The 16,801-nt window shown below is 38.1% G+C and carries 18 protein-coding genes; 13 read left to right on the forward strand and 5 right to left on the reverse strand.

The features are described 5' to 3' along the window. Positions 1 to 17: 17 nt before the first annotated feature. A complete protein-coding gene (locus FNW07_RS04255) occupies positions 18 to 569 on the reverse strand; it encodes a hypothetical protein (protein WP_126743727.1) in 552 nt (183 codons plus the stop codon). A gap of 124 nt (positions 570 to 693) precedes the next feature. Further along, positions 694 to 2,214: a helicase HerA-like domain-containing protein gene (locus FNW07_RS04260; protein ID WP_126743728.1), complete on the reverse strand. Its 1,521-nt coding sequence runs from the start codon at positions 2,212 to 2,214 to the stop codon at positions 694 to 696. A gap of 340 nt (positions 2,215 to 2,554) precedes the next feature. On the opposite strand from FNW07_RS04260, the gene FNW07_RS04265 reads away from it, so the two are divergent. From FNW07_RS04265 to FNW07_RS04315, 11 genes are all read left to right on the forward strand, one after another. Then, positions 2,555 to 3,373 (forward strand): MotA/TolQ/ExbB proton channel family protein, encoded by an 819-nt coding sequence (locus FNW07_RS04265; protein ID WP_126743729.1) that lies wholly within the window; start codon positions 2,555 to 2,557, stop codon positions 3,371 to 3,373. Between the two features lie 38 nt (positions 3,374 to 3,411). Further along, positions 3,412 to 4,026: a biopolymer transporter ExbD gene (locus FNW07_RS04270; RefSeq protein ID WP_126743730.1), complete on the forward strand. Its 615-nt coding sequence runs from the start codon at positions 3,412 to 3,414 to the stop codon at positions 4,024 to 4,026. 19 nt (positions 4,027 to 4,045) lie between these two features. Further along, on the forward strand, positions 4,046 to 4,630 hold the full coding sequence (locus FNW07_RS04275) for a biopolymer transporter ExbD (protein WP_126743731.1): 585 nt from the start codon (positions 4,046 to 4,048) through the stop codon (positions 4,628 to 4,630). Positions 4,631 to 4,656: 26 nt separating this feature from the next. Beyond that, entirely contained in the window at positions 4,657 to 5,451 is a 795-nt protein-coding gene (locus tag FNW07_RS04280; protein WP_126743732.1) for an energy transducer TonB, read from the forward strand. Next, complete coding sequence (locus tag FNW07_RS13865) at positions 5,451 to 5,681, forward strand: hypothetical protein (RefSeq protein WP_126743733.1); 231 nt, start codon at positions 5,451 to 5,453, stop codon at positions 5,679 to 5,681. Before FNW07_RS04280 ends, FNW07_RS13865 begins: the two co-directional genes overlap by 1 nt. A 3-nt stretch (positions 5,682 to 5,684) precedes the next feature. After that, complete coding sequence (locus FNW07_RS04290) at positions 5,685 to 6,611, forward strand: PstS family phosphate ABC transporter substrate-binding protein (RefSeq protein WP_126743734.1); 927 nt, start codon at positions 5,685 to 5,687, stop codon at positions 6,609 to 6,611. A gap of 11 nt (positions 6,612 to 6,622) precedes the next feature. Then, entirely contained in the window at positions 6,623 to 8,293 is a 1,671-nt protein-coding gene (locus tag FNW07_RS04295; protein ID WP_126743735.1) for a tetratricopeptide repeat protein, read from the forward strand. Positions 8,294 to 8,559: 266 nt separating this feature from the next. Next, entirely contained in the window at positions 8,560 to 9,192 is a 633-nt protein-coding gene (locus FNW07_RS04300) for a 7-carboxy-7-deazaguanine synthase QueE (RefSeq protein WP_126743736.1), read from the forward strand. 8 nt (positions 9,193 to 9,200) lie between these two features. Beyond that, the gene (locus FNW07_RS04305; protein ID WP_126743737.1) at positions 9,201 to 9,911 is read left to right on the forward strand and encodes an energy transducer TonB; all 711 of its coding nucleotides are present in this window, start codon (positions 9,201 to 9,203) and stop codon (positions 9,909 to 9,911) included. 85 nt (positions 9,912 to 9,996) lie between these two features. Continuing rightward, a complete protein-coding gene (locus FNW07_RS04310) occupies positions 9,997 to 10,401 on the forward strand; it encodes a DUF2059 domain-containing protein (protein ID WP_126743738.1) in 405 nt (134 codons plus the stop codon). Positions 10,402 to 10,477: 76 nt separating this feature from the next. Beyond that, positions 10,478 to 11,632 carry an aminotransferase class V-fold PLP-dependent enzyme gene (locus FNW07_RS04315; protein ID WP_126743739.1) on the forward strand — a complete coding sequence of 385 codons (1,155 nt, stop codon included), beginning with the start codon at positions 10,478 to 10,480 and terminating at the stop codon, positions 11,630 to 11,632. On the opposite strand, the gene FNW07_RS04320 is transcribed toward FNW07_RS04315, so the two are convergent. Together FNW07_RS04320 and FNW07_RS04325 are read right to left on the reverse strand one after the other, a co-directional pair. Beyond that, positions 11,633 to 12,175 (reverse strand): YfiT family bacillithiol transferase, encoded by a 543-nt coding sequence (locus FNW07_RS04320; RefSeq protein ID WP_126743740.1) that lies wholly within the window; start codon positions 12,173 to 12,175, stop codon positions 11,633 to 11,635. A gap of 23 nt (positions 12,176 to 12,198) precedes the next feature. Next, entirely contained in the window at positions 12,199 to 12,906 is a 708-nt protein-coding gene (locus tag FNW07_RS04325) for a bifunctional 2-polyprenyl-6-hydroxyphenol methylase/3-demethylubiquinol 3-O-methyltransferase UbiG (RefSeq protein ID WP_126743741.1), read from the reverse strand. Between the two features lie 77 nt (positions 12,907 to 12,983). Between FNW07_RS04325 and FNW07_RS04330 the strand changes: the two genes are divergently transcribed. Beyond that, a complete protein-coding gene (locus FNW07_RS04330) occupies positions 12,984 to 13,478 on the forward strand; it encodes a YkgJ family cysteine cluster protein (protein WP_126743742.1) in 495 nt (164 codons plus the stop codon). A 61-nt stretch (positions 13,479 to 13,539) separates the two neighbouring features. On the opposite strand, the gene FNW07_RS04335 is transcribed toward FNW07_RS04330, so the two are convergent. Continuing rightward, the gene (locus FNW07_RS04335; RefSeq protein ID WP_126743743.1) at positions 13,540 to 14,769 is read right to left on the reverse strand and encodes an exo-beta-N-acetylmuramidase NamZ domain-containing protein; all 1,230 of its coding nucleotides are present in this window, start codon (positions 14,767 to 14,769) and stop codon (positions 13,540 to 13,542) included. A gap of 5 nt (positions 14,770 to 14,774) precedes the next feature. On the opposite strand from FNW07_RS04335, the gene FNW07_RS04340 reads away from it, so the two are divergent. Further along, the gene (locus FNW07_RS04340) at positions 14,775 to 16,001 is read left to right on the forward strand and encodes an ABC transporter permease (protein WP_126743744.1); all 1,227 of its coding nucleotides are present in this window, start codon (positions 14,775 to 14,777) and stop codon (positions 15,999 to 16,001) included. Positions 16,002 to 16,801 lie beyond the last annotated feature (800 nt).

Raw genomic sequence — 16,801 nt, forward strand, 5'->3', positions numbered from 1 at the left:
TCTTAAGCTTGCGTTTTTTAGTTTAATGAATAATTGATAGAAAAAGTAGCCATTCCGATCCAACCTTGGCCAACTTCTTCACCCTTATTCAATATATTAATTTCACGCCCAATGCCCAAGGTTATTCCGGCATTAATTTTTGTTGAAATTGTGTATAAATATCCCGAATTTATCCATGGCTGAACCACTAAATTGGTTGTTGTCCCTTTAATATTATTGTCTTCCCATTCGGTTTTCATACTCCAAAAATCGGTGGTAAAACCTGCAATTATATTTCCTTTGCAAACCCGAAAATATTTCACAATTCCTGCACTTACACCGAAACCTTTAGCGACTTCACTATCGTTCAGGCCACTTAAATCTTTTCTGTCGGCAAAATTTGCTCCCAAACGAAATCGTAGTGCCCAAGTTTCTTTTATAAATATATTTGAAGTAATTGTCGGCATATATCCCACAGGATATATTTCTAACTCTATTCCTACTTCTAATTTTTTCAAACTCTTTTCTTCAGATTGAGAAAATGTGTTTAGCGAAATGAACAGTATCAGGCAATTTATAATTAATTTCATTTGGGAGTAATTTAGATATATGTATTAATCTTTTTTCCAATGTTAACAATAATAAGCCAATCCGCGGTTCTTAACAAGAATAATCAGGCTGGATTCAAGTAATAAAACTCCTCATCACCGGATTTTATTTTTTGAACATTTTACTCAGAATCCCAAAAGCCCCGCGGATAAAAGTAGCGCTGGTCAATACTTTTACTACCGATTTTGTTATGGCGCCGGTAGTATCCGATGTTTTTTTATCTTCCTTTTCTTCGGTTTCCTGCTGTTGTTGTTCCGCAGCCGCCTTTTCCACGGTTTCTATTTTTTTGTTCAGCATTTCATAGGCACTGTCGCGATCCATGAGTTCACTGTATTTCTTCACTAATTTCGATTTGGCATTAATCTCGTCGATTTCGTTATCTGTCAAAATATCCATCCGGCTCATCGGGGCACGCATCATGGTAGCGGCAAGCGGGGTCGGAATTCCTTTTTCATTCAGGGCGGTGACCAAAGCTTCACCAATACCAAGGCTGGTCAGGACGACATCGGTCTTATAATACTCGGAAATGGGGTAATTATCAGCAGTTTGTTTGATGGCCTGGCGGTCATTGGCGGTAAAAGCACGTAAGGCATGCTGGATTTTTAATCCCAATTGGGACAAAACCCCACTAGGAACGTCCATCGGATTTTGGGTTACAAAGAACACTCCGACACCTTTGGAACGTATCAATTTTATGATGGTTTCAATTTGTTCCAACAATGCTTTGCTGGCTTCGTTAAATATTAAATGCGCTTCGTCAATAAAGATGACCAGTTCGGGTTGGTCAGCATCTCCTTTTTCGGGCATCTGCTGATAGATTTCTGCCAATAAACTCAGCATAAAAGTAGAGAACAGTTTAGGTTTGTCTTGAATATCCGTCAATCGGATAATGTTGATGTATCCTTTGCCGTTTTCATCAAAACGCATTAAATCATCAATATCGAAGGACATTTCGCCAAAAAACAAATCCCCTCCCTGTTGTTCGAGTTCAATTACTTTTCTAAGGATTGTGCCCGTTGTCGAGGTGGAAATTTTCCCATAGCTTTCTTCAATTTCATCTTTACCTTCTTCAGTAATGTAATTAAGTACTTTTTTGATGTCCTTTAAATCCAGTAACGCCATTTTATTGTCATCACAGTATTTGAAAATTACCGAAACCACTCCGGCCTGCGTATCGTTTAAACCCAGGATTCGGGAAAACAGGACCGGGCCGAATTCCGAAACGGTCGCCCGTAGCCGAACGCCATTTTGTTCGGATATCGTCATCAGTTCTACCGGGAATCCGCAGGTAGAATATGGAATGTTGATTTTGGCATGACGTTCCGTAATAAAAGGAAGTTCTTCTCCAGATTTGGCAATACCACTAAAGTCACCCTTGATATCCATCATCAGCACCGGAATTCCGAGCGAAGATAATTGTTCCGACAGAACCTGAATGGTTTTGGTTTTTCCGGTTCCGGTTGCTCCGGCAATCAATCCGTGACGGTTCAGGGTTTTCAATGGTACTTTAACATGCGCATCGGGCAGGGCTTCCCCATCCAGAAGGGCACCGCCCAGAATGATGCTTTCACCTTTGGAAATATACCCGTTATTGATGAAATTGATAAAATCTTCTTTCTTGCTCATGATGGTTTATAATAAAATGAATGAATAGTATAGTGCAAGTTATTAAATTTTTAAGAACGGTTTTTAAGAACTTGCGATAACATTTATCCTAATTTCAATTATAATATAAAATTGGAAATACTTTTATCAGGATATCCCCGTTAATGCTTGTAAAGCCCGGATAAGGTGAGGCGTAAATTTTTGATTACCAGCGGGGATGTAAGTAAATTCCAATTTAATTAAAAAAATATTTTTTTATTTAAACTAAAAAATTAAATTTGCTCCTACGCAAGTTTCTATAACAACTGTAAGATTAATAAAATTATTTAAAAAACTAATTAAACTATTTAAAATTAAAAAAATGGCAAACGTTAAAAAAGGAAGTGGTTCTAACGCAGGAGGTATGATTTCAGGAATTATTATTGTAGCATGTGTACTTATAGGATGGGCAATTTGGACATTTCTAATGGGGGCACCATCAAATTTTGAAGGAGGAGATCCAGAAAAAGGACATCCATTGAATACACTAGGAATGGTTTACAAGGGAGGATTTATCGTGCCGGTTTTATTAGGAATGTTATTAATGGTTATCGTTTTCTCTATTGAGAGATTCATTGTTATTTCAAAAGCTTCCGGTAAAGGAAACTTAGACCAGTTTATGAGAAATATCAACACTAGTGTTACTTCTGGAGATATTGATGGTGCTTTGGCAGCTTGTGATAAACAACAAGGTTCTGTTGCAAATGCAATCAAATCTGCTTTAGTTAAATATCAGGATGTTAAAAAAGAAGGATTCAACAGCGAAGAGGCATCTGAAACGATCCACAAAGAAATTGAAGAAGCAACTTCTCTTGAAATGCCAATGTTGGAAAAAAACATGACTATTATTTCTTCTTTAGTTTCTTTAGGTACATTAGGAGGTTTGTTAGGAACAGTATCGGGGATGATTAAAGCGTTTGGTGCATTAGCTAGCGCAGGTACTCCTGATCAAGCTGCTCTTGCAACAGGTATTTCTGAGGCATTGATCAATACTGCAACAGGTATCTCTACTTCTGTATTGGCGATTATTGCTTACAACTTTTTTACTTCTAAAATTGATGATTTAACCTACTCTATTGATGAGGCTGGCACAACAATTGTGAATACTTACAGACACTTCAGAGGTAGCTTAAAACAATAATTTTTGATATTAAATTATCAAATAACAGATAAAAAATAATGGCTAAAATAAAAATGAAAAAAAAGTCAACATCTACCGATATGACGGCGATGTGTGACGTAGCTTTTCTTTTGCTTACCTTCTTTATTTTGACTGCTACAGCCAAAGTACCGGAAGTGTTGCCAGTAGATACACCTGCATCAACTGTACAGACGAAGTTGCCTGAAACAGATTTGGCTACTATAACTATTGGAGGGAAAAATAAGGTTTTCTTCGATTTGAAAGGTAGAGAAATCCGTAAAAGAACACTCGAACTGATGAGTGATAAATATGGTGTCAAATTTTCAGATACGGACAAAGATAAATTTGCATTAATGGAAAGTTTTGGTGTGCCAATTCAGAACCTGAAGCAGATCCTTGATATGAAAAGTGCTGACAGAAGCAAAGCGATACAGCCTGGAATTCCAAAAGATTCATTGGACAATCAATTGAAAGAATGGATTTACAATGCCCGTATTGCAAATATTGAAGTAAATGATAAGGAATTGAAAATTGCCATAAAAGGAGATGCAAAGGAAGAATATCCTGCCATCAAAAAAGTAATGGATATTTTACAGGACCAAAAAATCAATAGCTTTAATCTGGTTACTGGTTTGAGAGCTAAAGATAAATAATTAAAAAAAATATACTACAATGGCTGAATTAAATACCGACGGCGGTGGAGGCGGAAAAGGTGGTAAGGTAAGAAGTAAAAAACAAAACGCAAAGGTCGATTTAACGGCAATGGTGGATTTGGCATTCTTATTGATTACTTTTTTTATGTTGACCACAACGTTGTCAAAACCCCAGTCTATGGATTTGGCTTTGCCAGATAAGACACCACCAGACCAAATTGAAAAACCAGTTAAAGTAGATGAAAACAGGACTTTGACGGTAATGTTAGGCAGCAATAATAAAATGATTTATTATATGGGGCTACTAGAGAAACCTATTGCTGGTCCAAAGGATATTTCCTACGGAAAAGAAGGTATTCGTCAAGAATTATTGAAAAGAAAAAAATCTGTACTTGAGTATTCCACGGCTAAAGGTCTTCCAAAAAATGGAATCATTGTAATTATCAAGCCGGGTAAAAAATCCAACTACAGAAATTTGGTTGACATCCTTGATGAAATGGCAATTGTAGGAGTAGAGACCTATGCTATTGTAAACGAGTTTTCACCTGAGGAAACAAAATTGTTGGACGGAAATAAGGTGGAGCCAACAACGGCAGCGCCTTAAGGCTCAATAACCTAATAAGCAAGAAAATGAAATTAGATATATTAAAACAGTCATGGATAGAGATCGTTTTCGAAGGACGTAACAAAGTTTACGGTGCCTACGAATTGCGTAAAACGAATCCAAAGACTACAATTAAGGCACTTATTATTGGTTCTTTGTGTTTTGGATTTGCTATTGCTGCACCGCTTATCATTAATATGATTCCTGATCGTAATAGCGATGATGACACTTTAGATCAAAAAATCACTACTGTAAAATTGCCACCTAAACAGGAAAAGCCTTTAGAGAACATTCCACCACCACCACCACCCCCACCCAAAGTGGATCAGATTAAATTTGTGAAACCGGTAGTGGCCAAGGCGGAGGAAGTAACGGAAGATCCACCAAAAATCACTGAAATTAAAGACAAGAAAATTGGTGATGAAACCATCAAAGGTGATCCTGATGCTGAATTAACAGTTGAGCCTGTAGGTAACGGTCCTGCTGACGTTGTTGAAGAGGATAATAATATCTACAACACGGCTGGTATTGAAGTGAAACCTGCTTTCCCTGGAGGAATTGATAAATTCTACAAGTTCGTAGGAAACAATTACAGAACTCCTGAAGAAGAAGGTTTAAAAGGAAAAGTATATGTTACGTTTGTGGTAGAAAAAGATGGGTCTTTAACTGATATCAAAGTAATCAGAGATATTGGTTTCGGAACTGGAAAAGAAGCGATACGCGTACTTAAATCTTCACCTAAATGGGTTCCTGGAGAACAAAATGGTAAAAAAGTGAGAGTACTTTATTCGCTACCGATTACAATCCAATCTGCAGAATAATGTTGCGTAAAACAACTTTAAATAATGAGAAGAAATCGCTTAAAGAGCGATTTTTTCTTGTTATAGGTATCGTCTTTTTTTTAGCCTATTTAGGAATGGGTGTACTGGTGATTTTCTGGAGAAACTTCCCTTTGAATATTCCCACCCATTACAGGATAGCGTTAGGAGTGATTCTGATTATGTATTCTTTCATTAGGTTTTTCAGAATTATAAAAGATAATAAAGAGTAGGTTATGAAAAAAGTCAGCAAATTATACTATGTTATTATTCTTTTTGTAGTTGCAATTATTTTTGCGTGCAACCAATCATCTGATTCTAAAAATAATGAGGAAACCATTATCACAGGGTCAACAAGCATTCTGGTAGACGAAACACTAAAGCCTATAGTCGAAGATCAGATTGCTGTTTTTGAAAGCAAGTACGCTGCAAAAATTAAAATGATTGCACAATCAGAAGCAGAAGTAATCGATTTACTGGTGAAAGATTCATCCGGTATAGCGGTTTTATCGAGAACACTTACTTCAAAAGAAGCGGAACTTTTCGAAAAAAGAAAAATCACTCCGAAAGTAACCAAATTCGCCATAGATGCCATCGCATTTATAAGCAACAAAAGCAATAAAGATACTTTAATAGCGTTACAGGATGTTATTGACTTTATGAAAGGAAAGCCAAGATCAACTATTAAAGGATTGGTTTTTGACAATCCAAATTCAAGTACAGTTCGGTATATGAATGGTCTGGCTGGACTCGAGATTACACCCGAAAAGGGAATATTTTCTTTTAAAACAAATGAAGAAGTTATTAAATTTGTTTCGGAAAACGAAGGCATGATTGGTGTTGTGGGGGTAAATTGGCTGTCACAGCCATCGCCAGCCATGACAAGTTATGTTGAAAAGGTGAATATGCTTAGTGTAAAAAGCATTACCGGTACAGGTTTTTTTGAACCAACCCAAAATAATATTGCGGAAGGTACTTACCCTTTGGCACGCGATTTGTATATTATCAATTGTCAGGGATTTTCCGGGTTAGGAATGGGATTCTCATCCTTTGTTGCCGGCGATATCGGACAGCGTATAATTTTGAAATCAGGATTATTACCCGTTAGAATTCCCGGAAGAAATATTAGGATTCGAAAAGAAATTGAAAACAAGAAAAAATAAAATTTATCAAGATGAACAAAATTAAGATATTTAGTATTGCTTTATTGGCTTCGGCTGCAGTAGGACAGGCTCAGGATTTAGATCAGGCAAAAAAAGCGATTGACGCAGAACAGTTTGAAAAAGCTAAATCAATGTTGAAATCGCTAGTTCAAACCAAACCTGCAAATGGTAAGGCTGCCTTTCTTTTAGGGAATGTTTATCTTACACAGAATATGGCGGACTCCGCGAAAATTTATTTTCAAAAAGGAGTTGCTGCTACCGAAGATGCCAGGCTGAACTATGTAGGTCTGGGTCAAATGGACTTGGATAATGGGAACCTTGCTGCAGCTCAGGCTAATTTTGCTTTGGCAACCAAGGATCTCAAAAAGAAAGACACTGAGGAATATGTATATGTTGGTAAGGCATACATGAACTCCAACAAACCGGATTATAAAAACGCATTGTCCGTATTAGGAAAAGCAAAATTAATCAATCCGCAGGATGCACAAGTACAATTAGCTTTGGGTGATGCGTATTATGGTGACAAAAACCAAAACGAAGCATATGTTTCCTATCGAAGCGCGCTTCAAGCTGATCCAAGCCTGGTTCGTGCAAAAATGCAACAGGGTGTTTTGCTGAAAGGTGCCAAAGCATATTCTGAAGCAGTCAAATTATTAAATGAAACGGTAGCGACCAGTCCTAATTACGGTCCTTCTTATAGAGAATTGGCTGAAACCTATTACTATTGGGGAAATAATGACCCGAAAAACTATAAGGATTACATCCAAAAAGCATTGGGTTACTATGAGAAATACATGAGTTTGACCGATTATTCTTTGACATCCCGTATGCGTCACGCCGATTTCCTAATCTTAGCTAAAGATTATACAGCTTTGGAAGCAGAGGCAAAAAAGATGAAAGAATTGGATAACGTAAACCCAAGAATATTACGTTACTTAGGCTATTCTGCTTATGAAAACGGAAATATTGATGATGCCATCAAGGCTTTGGAAAATTTTATTGCGAATCCGTCAAACAAAATCATCGCAAGAGATTACCTGTATTTAGGACTTGCCAAAATGAGAAAAGCCAATAACGTAGAAGCCAAAACAATTGATCAGGTGGCTTTCAATGCAGGTGTGGCGAACATTAAAAAAGCGGTGGAGCTGGAAATTACAATGACTAATGATTTGAATGAAGTCGGAAAAAAATTCTACGAATTGAAAATGTTCAAAGAAGCGGCAGCAATCTATGAAATCGCGGTAACGAATGTGAATTCTAAAAACTATCTGTTGGACAATTTTTATCTTGGGAACTCCTTGTATTTTGAGAATACCAGAAAAGACGTGGTGAAACCGGATCCGATAGCGTTGCAAAAAGCAGATGTGGCCTTTGGTAATGTGATTACCGCTTCTCCAACAACTCAGGACGCTTACCTTTACAGAGCGCGTACCAACAGTTTGTTAGGAAATGACGAGCAAACGATTAAATTTTACGAAGAATACGTAAAAATCGTAACGGCGAAAGGTGCTGAAGAGCTTGCAAAACCGGCAGTTAAAACGAAGTTTATCGAAGCGTACAATACCATCGCCGCAAGTTATGCGAACTCAGATAAAGTGAAAGCAAAAGAATACTTTGCTAAAACACTGGCTCTTGATCCAACCAACAAATATGCAATGGATTCATTGAAAACGTTGAAATAATAAAATGTTATTTTAAATATAAAAACCGACAGTCTCAACACTATCGGTTTTTTTGTTTTTTGGGAGCAGCAGTTTTGCGCCGGTCAGCCAAAATTCGTTCCTGCCATCCGCTGTATCCACGCTGAAAAGCGCGGGATGTCGCTGCTGTCAGGGCTAAGGAGTTAATGCCGGCATTTTTAGGAATTCCGCCATCGGACTCCTAATCTCGGGTTAAAATTCGTCAATACTCAATCTTAATCGTATCTTTGCAAACTATTTAAAATACAATGCTTAATAAAGAAACACAAACCGCTGTCGAAAAAGGAGCCATGCTTCCGTTAATGGAAGAGTTCTATACCATTCAGGGCGAAGGATATCATACCGGAACCGCTGCCTATTTCATCCGAATTGGTGGTTGCGATGTAGGCTGTCACTGGTGTGATGTCAAGGAAAGCTGGAATGCCGCTTTGCATCCCCCAACCGATACCGATACCATCGTAAGCAATGCAAGTAAATATTCGGAAACTGTAGTGGTCACGGGTGGCGAACCTTTAATGTGGGACATGACACTATTGACCCAAAAATTAAAGGAGAAAAACCGCCGCGTTCATATTGAGACTTCCGGTGCGTATCCGTTATCCGGAGCCTGGGACTGGATATGCCTTTCACCTAAGAAAAACAAACTACCCACGGAGACCGTCTATGATAATGCCAACGAACTAAAAGTGATTATCCACAATAAGCACGATTTCATTTTCGCAGAAGAACAAGCAGCAAAAGTAAATCCGAATGCCATTCTCTTTCTGCAGCCCGAATGGAGCAAAAAAGAAGAAATGACTCCGCTAATTGTTGATTATGTTATGAACAATCCCAAATGGAGGGTATCGTTGCAAACGCATAAATATTTAAATATCCCTTAAAATTTCAGATGCGAGTAATCATAATGTTTTTAATGTTGGTAGCAATTCCTTTTTCAGGCCTGTCTCAAATTCAGGGTGATGGGGAAGTATATCTCTCTCAGGAAAAAAGCGACCCCGTTTTTAACGGCGGCGATCTTAATAAATTTCAGGAATTTATTAACCAGGAATTTGATTTCTTTAAAGTGACCAAATCGGAGAAACTGATTTTTTCATTTACCGTTAATGAATCCGGGGAAGTCAAGAACATCCGTGTACTTCAATATACCAATGTCGCGGCAGCTTCCGAAATAATCAGGGTACTTCAAAAATCACCAAAATGGGAACCGGCAAAAAAAGGAGGTAAAGCCATTAGCGTCGAAATTAAAATGCCTTTGAATTTTACGGCGAACAGTCAAAATAGGCATGCAGAGTCGGGAAATTTGAAATCACTAGAAACAAAGCCCGAATTTGTAGGAGGTAAAAAAAACTTTTATGAATTTATCGCACTAAATTACAGAACTCCTTCGGTTGAAGGTTTAAAAGGAAAAGTTTTATTAACTTTTGTTGTAGAAGTAGATGGTAGCCTCACTGATATTAGAGTTTTAGAAGATATTGGGTACGGAACTGGCAACGAAGCAATAAGGGTATTGAAAAAATCTCCAAAATGGAAACCCGCGGAACAGAATGGTACTAAAGTCAGAGCTATATATCAGTTACCACTCCAGATTCAATCAAGGTAAGATTAAAAATTACTGCCGCAGTTTATCAGATAGTGGAGTAGATTTTCAATTTATATTTACAATTATATAACAAAACAAAAATCAAATGAAAAAAGTATTCGTAACATTAGCTTTCGTATTAGTTGCACAAATTGGAATGGCTCAGGATGATGCCTTCAAAAAGGACGTGCAAAAAGTGGTTCAAATGAGTGGTACAGTAGCACAAATCGATTTAGCCAAAGGGCAGATTCTAAAAATGATTCCGGAAGCCAAGCAAGCTGCTTTCCTTATTGAGTTTAATGCTACACTGCCGAGTTTGTATGATAAAATTACAAAGGTGTATATGGACACCTATACAAAGGAAGACGTCAAAGCAATGCTAGCTTTTTATGAAAGCCCGGTAGGAAAAAAAATGACTGCTAAATCCGGCGAACTTGCTGAAAAATCACAAGCTGCTGCCCAAGAATGGGGACAAGGCTTACAGGCCATGATGATGAAGTATGCGCAGTAATAAATTTATATTTATAAATTATAAAAATCCCAAACATTGTTTGGGATTTTTTATTTTTACAGAAATATATAAATAAATGAAATCGCAATTCCTTCTCAATCCGGAAATTACCTATTTGAATCACGGCTCTTTTGGTGCATGCCCTAAAACCATTTTTGATAATTACCAGTACTTTCAATTGGAACTGGAGAAAGAACCGGTTCAGTTTATTACCAAAAAATCTGTGGATTATCTTCAACAATCCAAAAACGCACTGGCAGACTATATAGGTTGTGCAGCAGAAGATTTTTTCTTAACACCCAATCCAACGATAGCAATCAATACGATTATGCGAAGTCTGGAATTACAACCCGGTGATGAAATCCTGGCTACCAATCATGAATATGGTGCGATGGATAAAACGTGGAATTTCTTCTGCAAAGAAACAGGCGCTAAATACGTCCGTCAAAACATTTCTCTTCCGATAATTTCGAAAGAACAGATTCTCGAAGAATTCTGGAGCGGCTATACGTTTAAAACCAAAGTTATTTTCATCAACCAGATTTCCAGTTGCACCGCATTGATTTTTCCGGTTCAGGAAATTTGCGACAAAGCACGCGAATTAGGATTGCTGATTATTGTTGATGGCGCCCATGTTCCGGGGCATATTGGTCTGAATATTGCCGAAATGAATCCGGATTTTTATACCGGAACCTTACACAAATGGATGCTGGCACCAAAGGGATGTTCGTTTTTGTATGTGAAGAAAGCCTTGCAGAACACCATCAATCCGTTAGTGGTCAGTTGGGGTTACGAAAGCGAAATGCCGGACGCCAACCAGTTTTTGGAGAATCACGAATATCAGGGAACAAGGGATATTTCTGCTTTTTTAACTGCTCCGGCGGCCATTCAATTTCTGAAGGATAATAATTGGGATGAAAAATCAGCTCAGTGTCGCCAATTGATATTGGAAAATTATCAATCGTTCTGTGATTTATTAAATACGAAACCCATTTGCCCGGTATCAGAAGAATTTTTGGGGCAGATGTGCAGCATTCCAATAAGGACCCAAAACATTTCGGAATTAAAAGAACTATTGTATCATAAATACCAAATCGAAATCCCGATAATGAAAATTGACGAGAAAATATTTCTGAGAATTTCAATCAATGTGTATAATTCGCAAGAAGATTTGGATAAATTACGAGATGCAATTATTGATATTAAAGCAACAACTGATTTGTTGCAATAACTATCTCCAATCCATTCGTTTTTTTAACTCCGTAATATGAGCCAGATGATGGTTGCAGTGCCACGCATACAGACCAATGGTTTCTTTAAGTTGAAAAGCAGTGTTATGTTCCGGATGAATAAATGATTTTTCTAATTCCTGTTCTGATAAAGATTTTAACAAAACGGACCAACGCTGATGCAGTCCTTCTAATATTAGCAAACTCGGTTCAATTACCATTTGACTGTCGGCCAAAGTTGCCCAAAGATTTTCAAAATATGGCTTTATGATTGGTGCTTTTTCAGTCAAAGCCAATTTAAACCGGATCAGACTATTCATATGACTGTCCGCACAATGATGCACCACTTGTCGGATAGTCCAGCCGCCATCTCTATAGGGAGTATTTAATTGTTCTTCATTCAGATGCGAAACTTCCGCTTTTAACCTTTCCGGGAAGAACGCTAAAGTTGCTATGAAATCGGAAACAATTTCTTTGGTATATATTTTTGGTTTTTCAAAATGCCCGATGGGGAAACGTAATTTTTCAAGCTGTAAATTTTCCATATAAAAACAATTTTTTATTTTTTCTAAAGAGAAAGTTTCGCCAAATAATCGTAATGTTCACCTTCAACAACCAATTCACATAGCAAACCATTGGCATGTGCCGCGTTCTGCAGCGTGTTGTAATCCATATACAACCATGGGAATGCGGTCTCTTTTTCGCCTTTATAAGTGACGCTGAATTCCAGTTCGCCATAGTAATCTTCGCCTGGAATCCATTTTCCGCCATCTTTATCTTCGTCAAACATGTAAATGATATCGGTGGAATCAATCAGGATTTGCCCGTTTTCCGCCAAAAGCGATTTTAATTTTTGAAGAAACTGTGGCGTTTTCTTTAACGTGCCAAAAATTCCGGTCCCATTCATCAATAAAAGAATGGTGTCAAATTTTTCATTCGGATCCAAATCCAGCATATTTGCAACAATAGCATCTTTAACGCCTCTTAATTTACAGGCATCAATAGCATTTTGTGAAATATCGACAGCCGTTACTTCCAGATTTTTCTCGTTTTGCAAATAGAGACTGTGACTGCCTGCGCCGCAACCTACATCCAGAATTTTTCCTTTTGCCAGTTGTAATGCTTTTTGTTCCAATAGCGGCATATCAGAAAAGTCGCGAAACAGATAGGAAACACTCATTTCATCGGGATCCGAAATGGAAGTTTCCGTGATTAAATCTTCCGGTGCATTTTGGGTTTGGAAATCTAATATGGCTTTTCCGAAAAGGTCCTTCATAATAGTTTATTTGGCGATGTGGTAATTAGTTTAGTCGAAATGAGTAATTTTGCAGCCGTCAACATTAAAATTGAAACTTGAGACCATCTTTAAATGAGCTGGGCAAACTTGCCAAAGATAAGCATATCGAAAACAAAAAGTATTTCGTTAAGTTAAAAAACAAGCCGCCCAAGAATTTGGATTACGTGATGCAGGACATTCATGAAGCCGAATTTAAAAAAACGGATTGTCTGAAGTGTGCCAATTGCTGCAAAACTACGGGACCTCTATTTACCGATGCCGATATCGAAAGGGTTTCGAAACACTTAAGGCAGAAACCCCAGCAGTTTATTGAGCAGTATCTGCGTATTGATGAAGATAAGGATTATGTGTTGCAAAGCGTTCCGTGTACGTTTTTAGATCATGAGAACTATTGCATGATTTATGATGTGCGGCCCAAAGCCTGTCGCGAGTTTCCACATACCGACCGGAAAAAGTTCCAGCAGATTTCTGATTTGACTTTACAAAACGTCGCCATTTGCCCGGCAGCTTATAATATTGTCGAAGAGATGAAAAAACGATTACCTCTTTAAATATAATAATAATGGTTACTTACTTGCAATTGGGAACGGAAATTGTTCAATAAATTAGGCTTCATTCCCCATAAATAAGATACGGTTTTCTTATTTTTCTGAAGTTTTCCAAACCGATTTTCCAACTTTCCCTGATTTTTGATTCAGTAGTGCCGTCTTCAATTTGCTGCTGCAATTTTTTCGTTCCGGCAAGTTTGGTAAAAAACGAATTGAAGAATTTAGTTTTATCAGCTGTTTCAGTGTAAGCCTTAATTAGCCATTTCAATTCCAGTTGGTGCACTTTTGAAGCTGTAGATAAATCCTCGCCATAACATTCTACCCCATTATACGTTGGCTCTTTGGCCCCCAAATTTGGTTTAGGAGTAAAACTAAAGTTTGTTTTCGGTAAAAAAGGAGAACCATAAATCTGGAACTGCTTTTCTGTTCCGCGTCCCATACTCACATTGGTTCCTTCAAATAAACATAAACTCGCATATAAATTGATAGCTTGGTCATTGGGTAAATTCGGAGAAGGTTTCACCGGAATATTATAGGCCATTTTTCTTTTGTAATTCAAACATGGAATCACCGTCAACGAACATTGTACCGCGTTTTTAAGCCAGTTTTCGCCGTTGATCATTTTGGCATATTCACCGATAGTCATTCCATGCAATACCGGAATAGGGTGCATACCGACAAAACTGGTGAACGATTTCTCTAAAATCGGGCCGTCAATGATATTTCCGTTCGGATTTGGGCGATCCAGGACTATTAACTGAATATTGTTTTCGGCACAGGCTTCCATCACATAATGAAGGGAAGATATATAGGTGTAAAAACGGGCCCCCACATCCTGCAAATCAAAAACCAGGATATCGATTCCCGCTAACTGTGCCGGTTGTGGCTTTTTATTGTCGCCATAAAGCGAAATAATAGGCAATCCGGTTTTGGTATCTTTTCCATCAACGACATGTTCGCCTGCATCTGCCGTACCCCGAAACCCGTGTTCAGGAGCAAAAATAGTCCGGAGGCTAATTTTCTTCTCCATCAAAAAATCAACCACATGGGTTTTATCCGAAAGGATTCCGGTCTGGTTGGTAACAATTGCGATTTTTTTATCTTTTAATAAGGGAAGGTATTGACTATAATTATCGGCTCCGGTTTTTATTTCGTGGGTCGAAACGGCAGTCTTTTCTTTTTCAATAACGGCGATATCTGAATTACGTGTGACATTCTTCTGCGAACAAGCCGATGAAAAAATTATCAAAACCAAGAATAAAGCTGTATTTTTGAACACCGAACTAGATACCATATCAATTGAATTTAGAATATTTTATAGCCAAAAGACTTATTACTGCTAAAGATCATAAAAGTAGTATATCTGCACCAATTATAAAAATTGCAATTTCCGCTATAGCAATTGGCATGGTGATGATGATTATCTCAGTAGCTACCGGTATTGGTCTCCAGCAAAAAATACGCCAAAAAGTGTCTGCGTTCAACGGGCATATCATTATTTCGAATTACGACGACAACCAATCTCAGGTTAGTGTGGAACCCATTTCCATCAAACAGGATTTTTACCCCAAGTTCAATTCCGTTCCGGGAATCAGCCATATTCAGGCTGTGGCCAGCAAATCAGGAATTATCAGGACCGAAAACGCTTTCGAAGGAATTATTTTCAAAGGCGTCGGGAAAGACTATCAATGGGAAAACATCCAGGAATATATAGTACAAGGCCGGATTCCTAACTTTAAATCCAGTATAAATGAGGAAGTGATCATTTCCCAATTCATCGCCAATCGGCTGAATCTGAAAGTAGGCGATGGGTTTAATACCTATTTTATGAAAGAGAATGGATATAATGTCCGAAACTTTGATGTCGTGGGAATATACAATTCCGGCTTCCAGGAATTTGATGCTTCATATATACTAGGAGACATTCGCCATCTGCAGCGTATCAATAAATGGAAACCTGATGAAGTGGGGGCATTTGAAGTCTTCGTTGATGATTTTGCCAATATCGAATCCAAAGGTTCAGAAGTATACCAACAGATTGCTTCCACACTCAACACGCAAACTATAGTCGAGAAATATTATTTCATTTTTGAATGGCTGAAATTATTCGACTTCAATATCATTGTGATCCTGATTATCATGATTGTCGTGGCCACCATTAATATGGTAGTGGCGTTATTGGTGCTTATCTTGGAGCGTACCCAAATGATCGGCATTCTGAAAGCATTGGGGGCAAACAACTGGGCGGTACGCAAAATATTTCTCTACAATGCCTTCTACTTAATAGTAAGGGGATTGTTTTTGGGAAATGGGATCGGTATCGGACTGGTGCTGATTCAGCAGTATTTTGGAATCATCACCCTGAATCCCGAGAATTATTATGTCAACGTGGCGCCGGTCACTCTTAATTTGGGATATATACTGCTTCTAAACATTGGCACCGTGGTCATTTGCCTGATCGTATTGCTGGTACCTTCCTTTATCATTACCAAAATATCTCCGGTTACAGCGATCCGTTTCGACTAATATTTTCTTCAGGAGCTACAACCAAACCCTTTTCAATAGCATTCAGTCCCGCTTTCCGCTCATATCCACGCGAAAAGGCGTGGGATACCCGCTTCAATCGGGGCTAGGGAAGGAAATTTACGGTCCTTATATATATAAGGAAGCATCTCAGGAACATTATCGAACATCGAACAACGTGAAAAACCAACCCAAAACGGTTTACCTGCGACAACCCTACAACGACCTGAAAAAACTTTCGCCTCCAAAAAACGGGTTCCCAGCGAGTTAGGGAAGGATGTAAATAAAAGGTAAAAAAAACATGATCAAAAGCTTGTGAAAGCGAATAAAGGTGCTACTTTTGCACCCGCAACAACGCAGAGGTTCTTATACAAATACTGGGAAACGAATTAAAAAAATCGGCATCAAACCCGAAAAAAGATTTGCGGGATAGTAAAAAAGTATTTATCTTTGCCGACCCGAAAGGGAGCAAGTTCATAGACAGATTGAGTGGGTGTGGTGATAAGGAAACGAAGAGTAAAAATTTTCAAAAAACTTTCTCAAAACACTTGTGAGATATAAAAGAAGTTGTAGTTTTGCAACCGCAAATAAAACGGCGTTCTTATACATATTGAGTGAGTGAAACGAGAGAAAACGAAGAATAAAATTTTTCAAAAAAAACTTTCACAAACGCTTGCGAGATTAAAAAGAAGTTGTACTTTTGCACCCGCTTCCAGAGACACACGGTGTGGGTCAAACGAAACGAAAAACATAGAAGAACACGTTCATAGACATATTGAATTGACAGCCGTTTTAAGGGAAAC

Origin of the sequence: Flavobacterium sp. GT3R68 (assembly GCF_007109225.1) — a bacterium.
Lineage (GTDB): Bacteria > Bacteroidota > Bacteroidia > Flavobacteriales > Flavobacteriaceae > Flavobacterium.

Bases quoted from the DNA above. Each gene is read 5' to 3' on its own strand.
- FNW07_RS13865 (WP_126743733.1), top strand. From the start codon at position 5,451: ATGTTGCGTAAAACAACTTTAAATAATGAGAAGAAATCGCTTAAAGAG.
- FNW07_RS04255 (WP_126743727.1), bottom strand. From the start codon at position 569: ATGAAATTAATTATAAATTGCCTGATACTGTTCATTTCGCTAAACACA.
- FNW07_RS04320 (WP_126743740.1), bottom strand. From the start codon at position 12,175: ATGGAAAATTTACAGCTTGAAAAATTACGTTTCCCCATCGGGCATTTT.
- FNW07_RS04270 (WP_126743730.1), top strand. From the start codon at position 3,412: ATGGCTAAAATAAAAATGAAAAAAAAGTCAACATCTACCGATATGACG.
- FNW07_RS04295 (WP_126743735.1), top strand. From the start codon at position 6,623: ATGAACAAAATTAAGATATTTAGTATTGCTTTATTGGCTTCGGCTGCA.
- FNW07_RS04305 (WP_126743737.1), top strand. From the start codon at position 9,201: ATGCGAGTAATCATAATGTTTTTAATGTTGGTAGCAATTCCTTTTTCA.
- FNW07_RS04310 (WP_126743738.1), top strand. From the start codon at position 9,997: ATGAAAAAAGTATTCGTAACATTAGCTTTCGTATTAGTTGCACAAATT.
- FNW07_RS04260 (WP_126743728.1), bottom strand. From the start codon at position 2,214: ATGAGCAAGAAAGAAGATTTTATCAATTTCATCAATAACGGGTATATT.
- FNW07_RS04280 (WP_126743732.1), top strand. From the start codon at position 4,657: ATGAAATTAGATATATTAAAACAGTCATGGATAGAGATCGTTTTCGAA.
- FNW07_RS04300 (WP_126743736.1), top strand. From the start codon at position 8,560: ATGCTTAATAAAGAAACACAAACCGCTGTCGAAAAAGGAGCCATGCTT.
- FNW07_RS04325 (WP_126743741.1), bottom strand. From the start codon at position 12,906: ATGAAGGACCTTTTCGGAAAAGCCATATTAGATTTCCAAACCCAAAAT.
- FNW07_RS04335 (WP_126743743.1), bottom strand. From the start codon at position 14,769: ATGGTATCTAGTTCGGTGTTCAAAAATACAGCTTTATTCTTGGTTTTG.
- FNW07_RS04265 (WP_126743729.1), top strand. From the start codon at position 2,555: ATGGCAAACGTTAAAAAAGGAAGTGGTTCTAACGCAGGAGGTATGATT.
- FNW07_RS04275 (WP_126743731.1), top strand. From the start codon at position 4,046: ATGGCTGAATTAAATACCGACGGCGGTGGAGGCGGAAAAGGTGGTAAG.
- FNW07_RS04315 (WP_126743739.1), top strand. From the start codon at position 10,478: ATGAAATCGCAATTCCTTCTCAATCCGGAAATTACCTATTTGAATCAC.
- FNW07_RS04290 (WP_126743734.1), top strand. From the start codon at position 5,685: ATGAAAAAAGTCAGCAAATTATACTATGTTATTATTCTTTTTGTAGTT.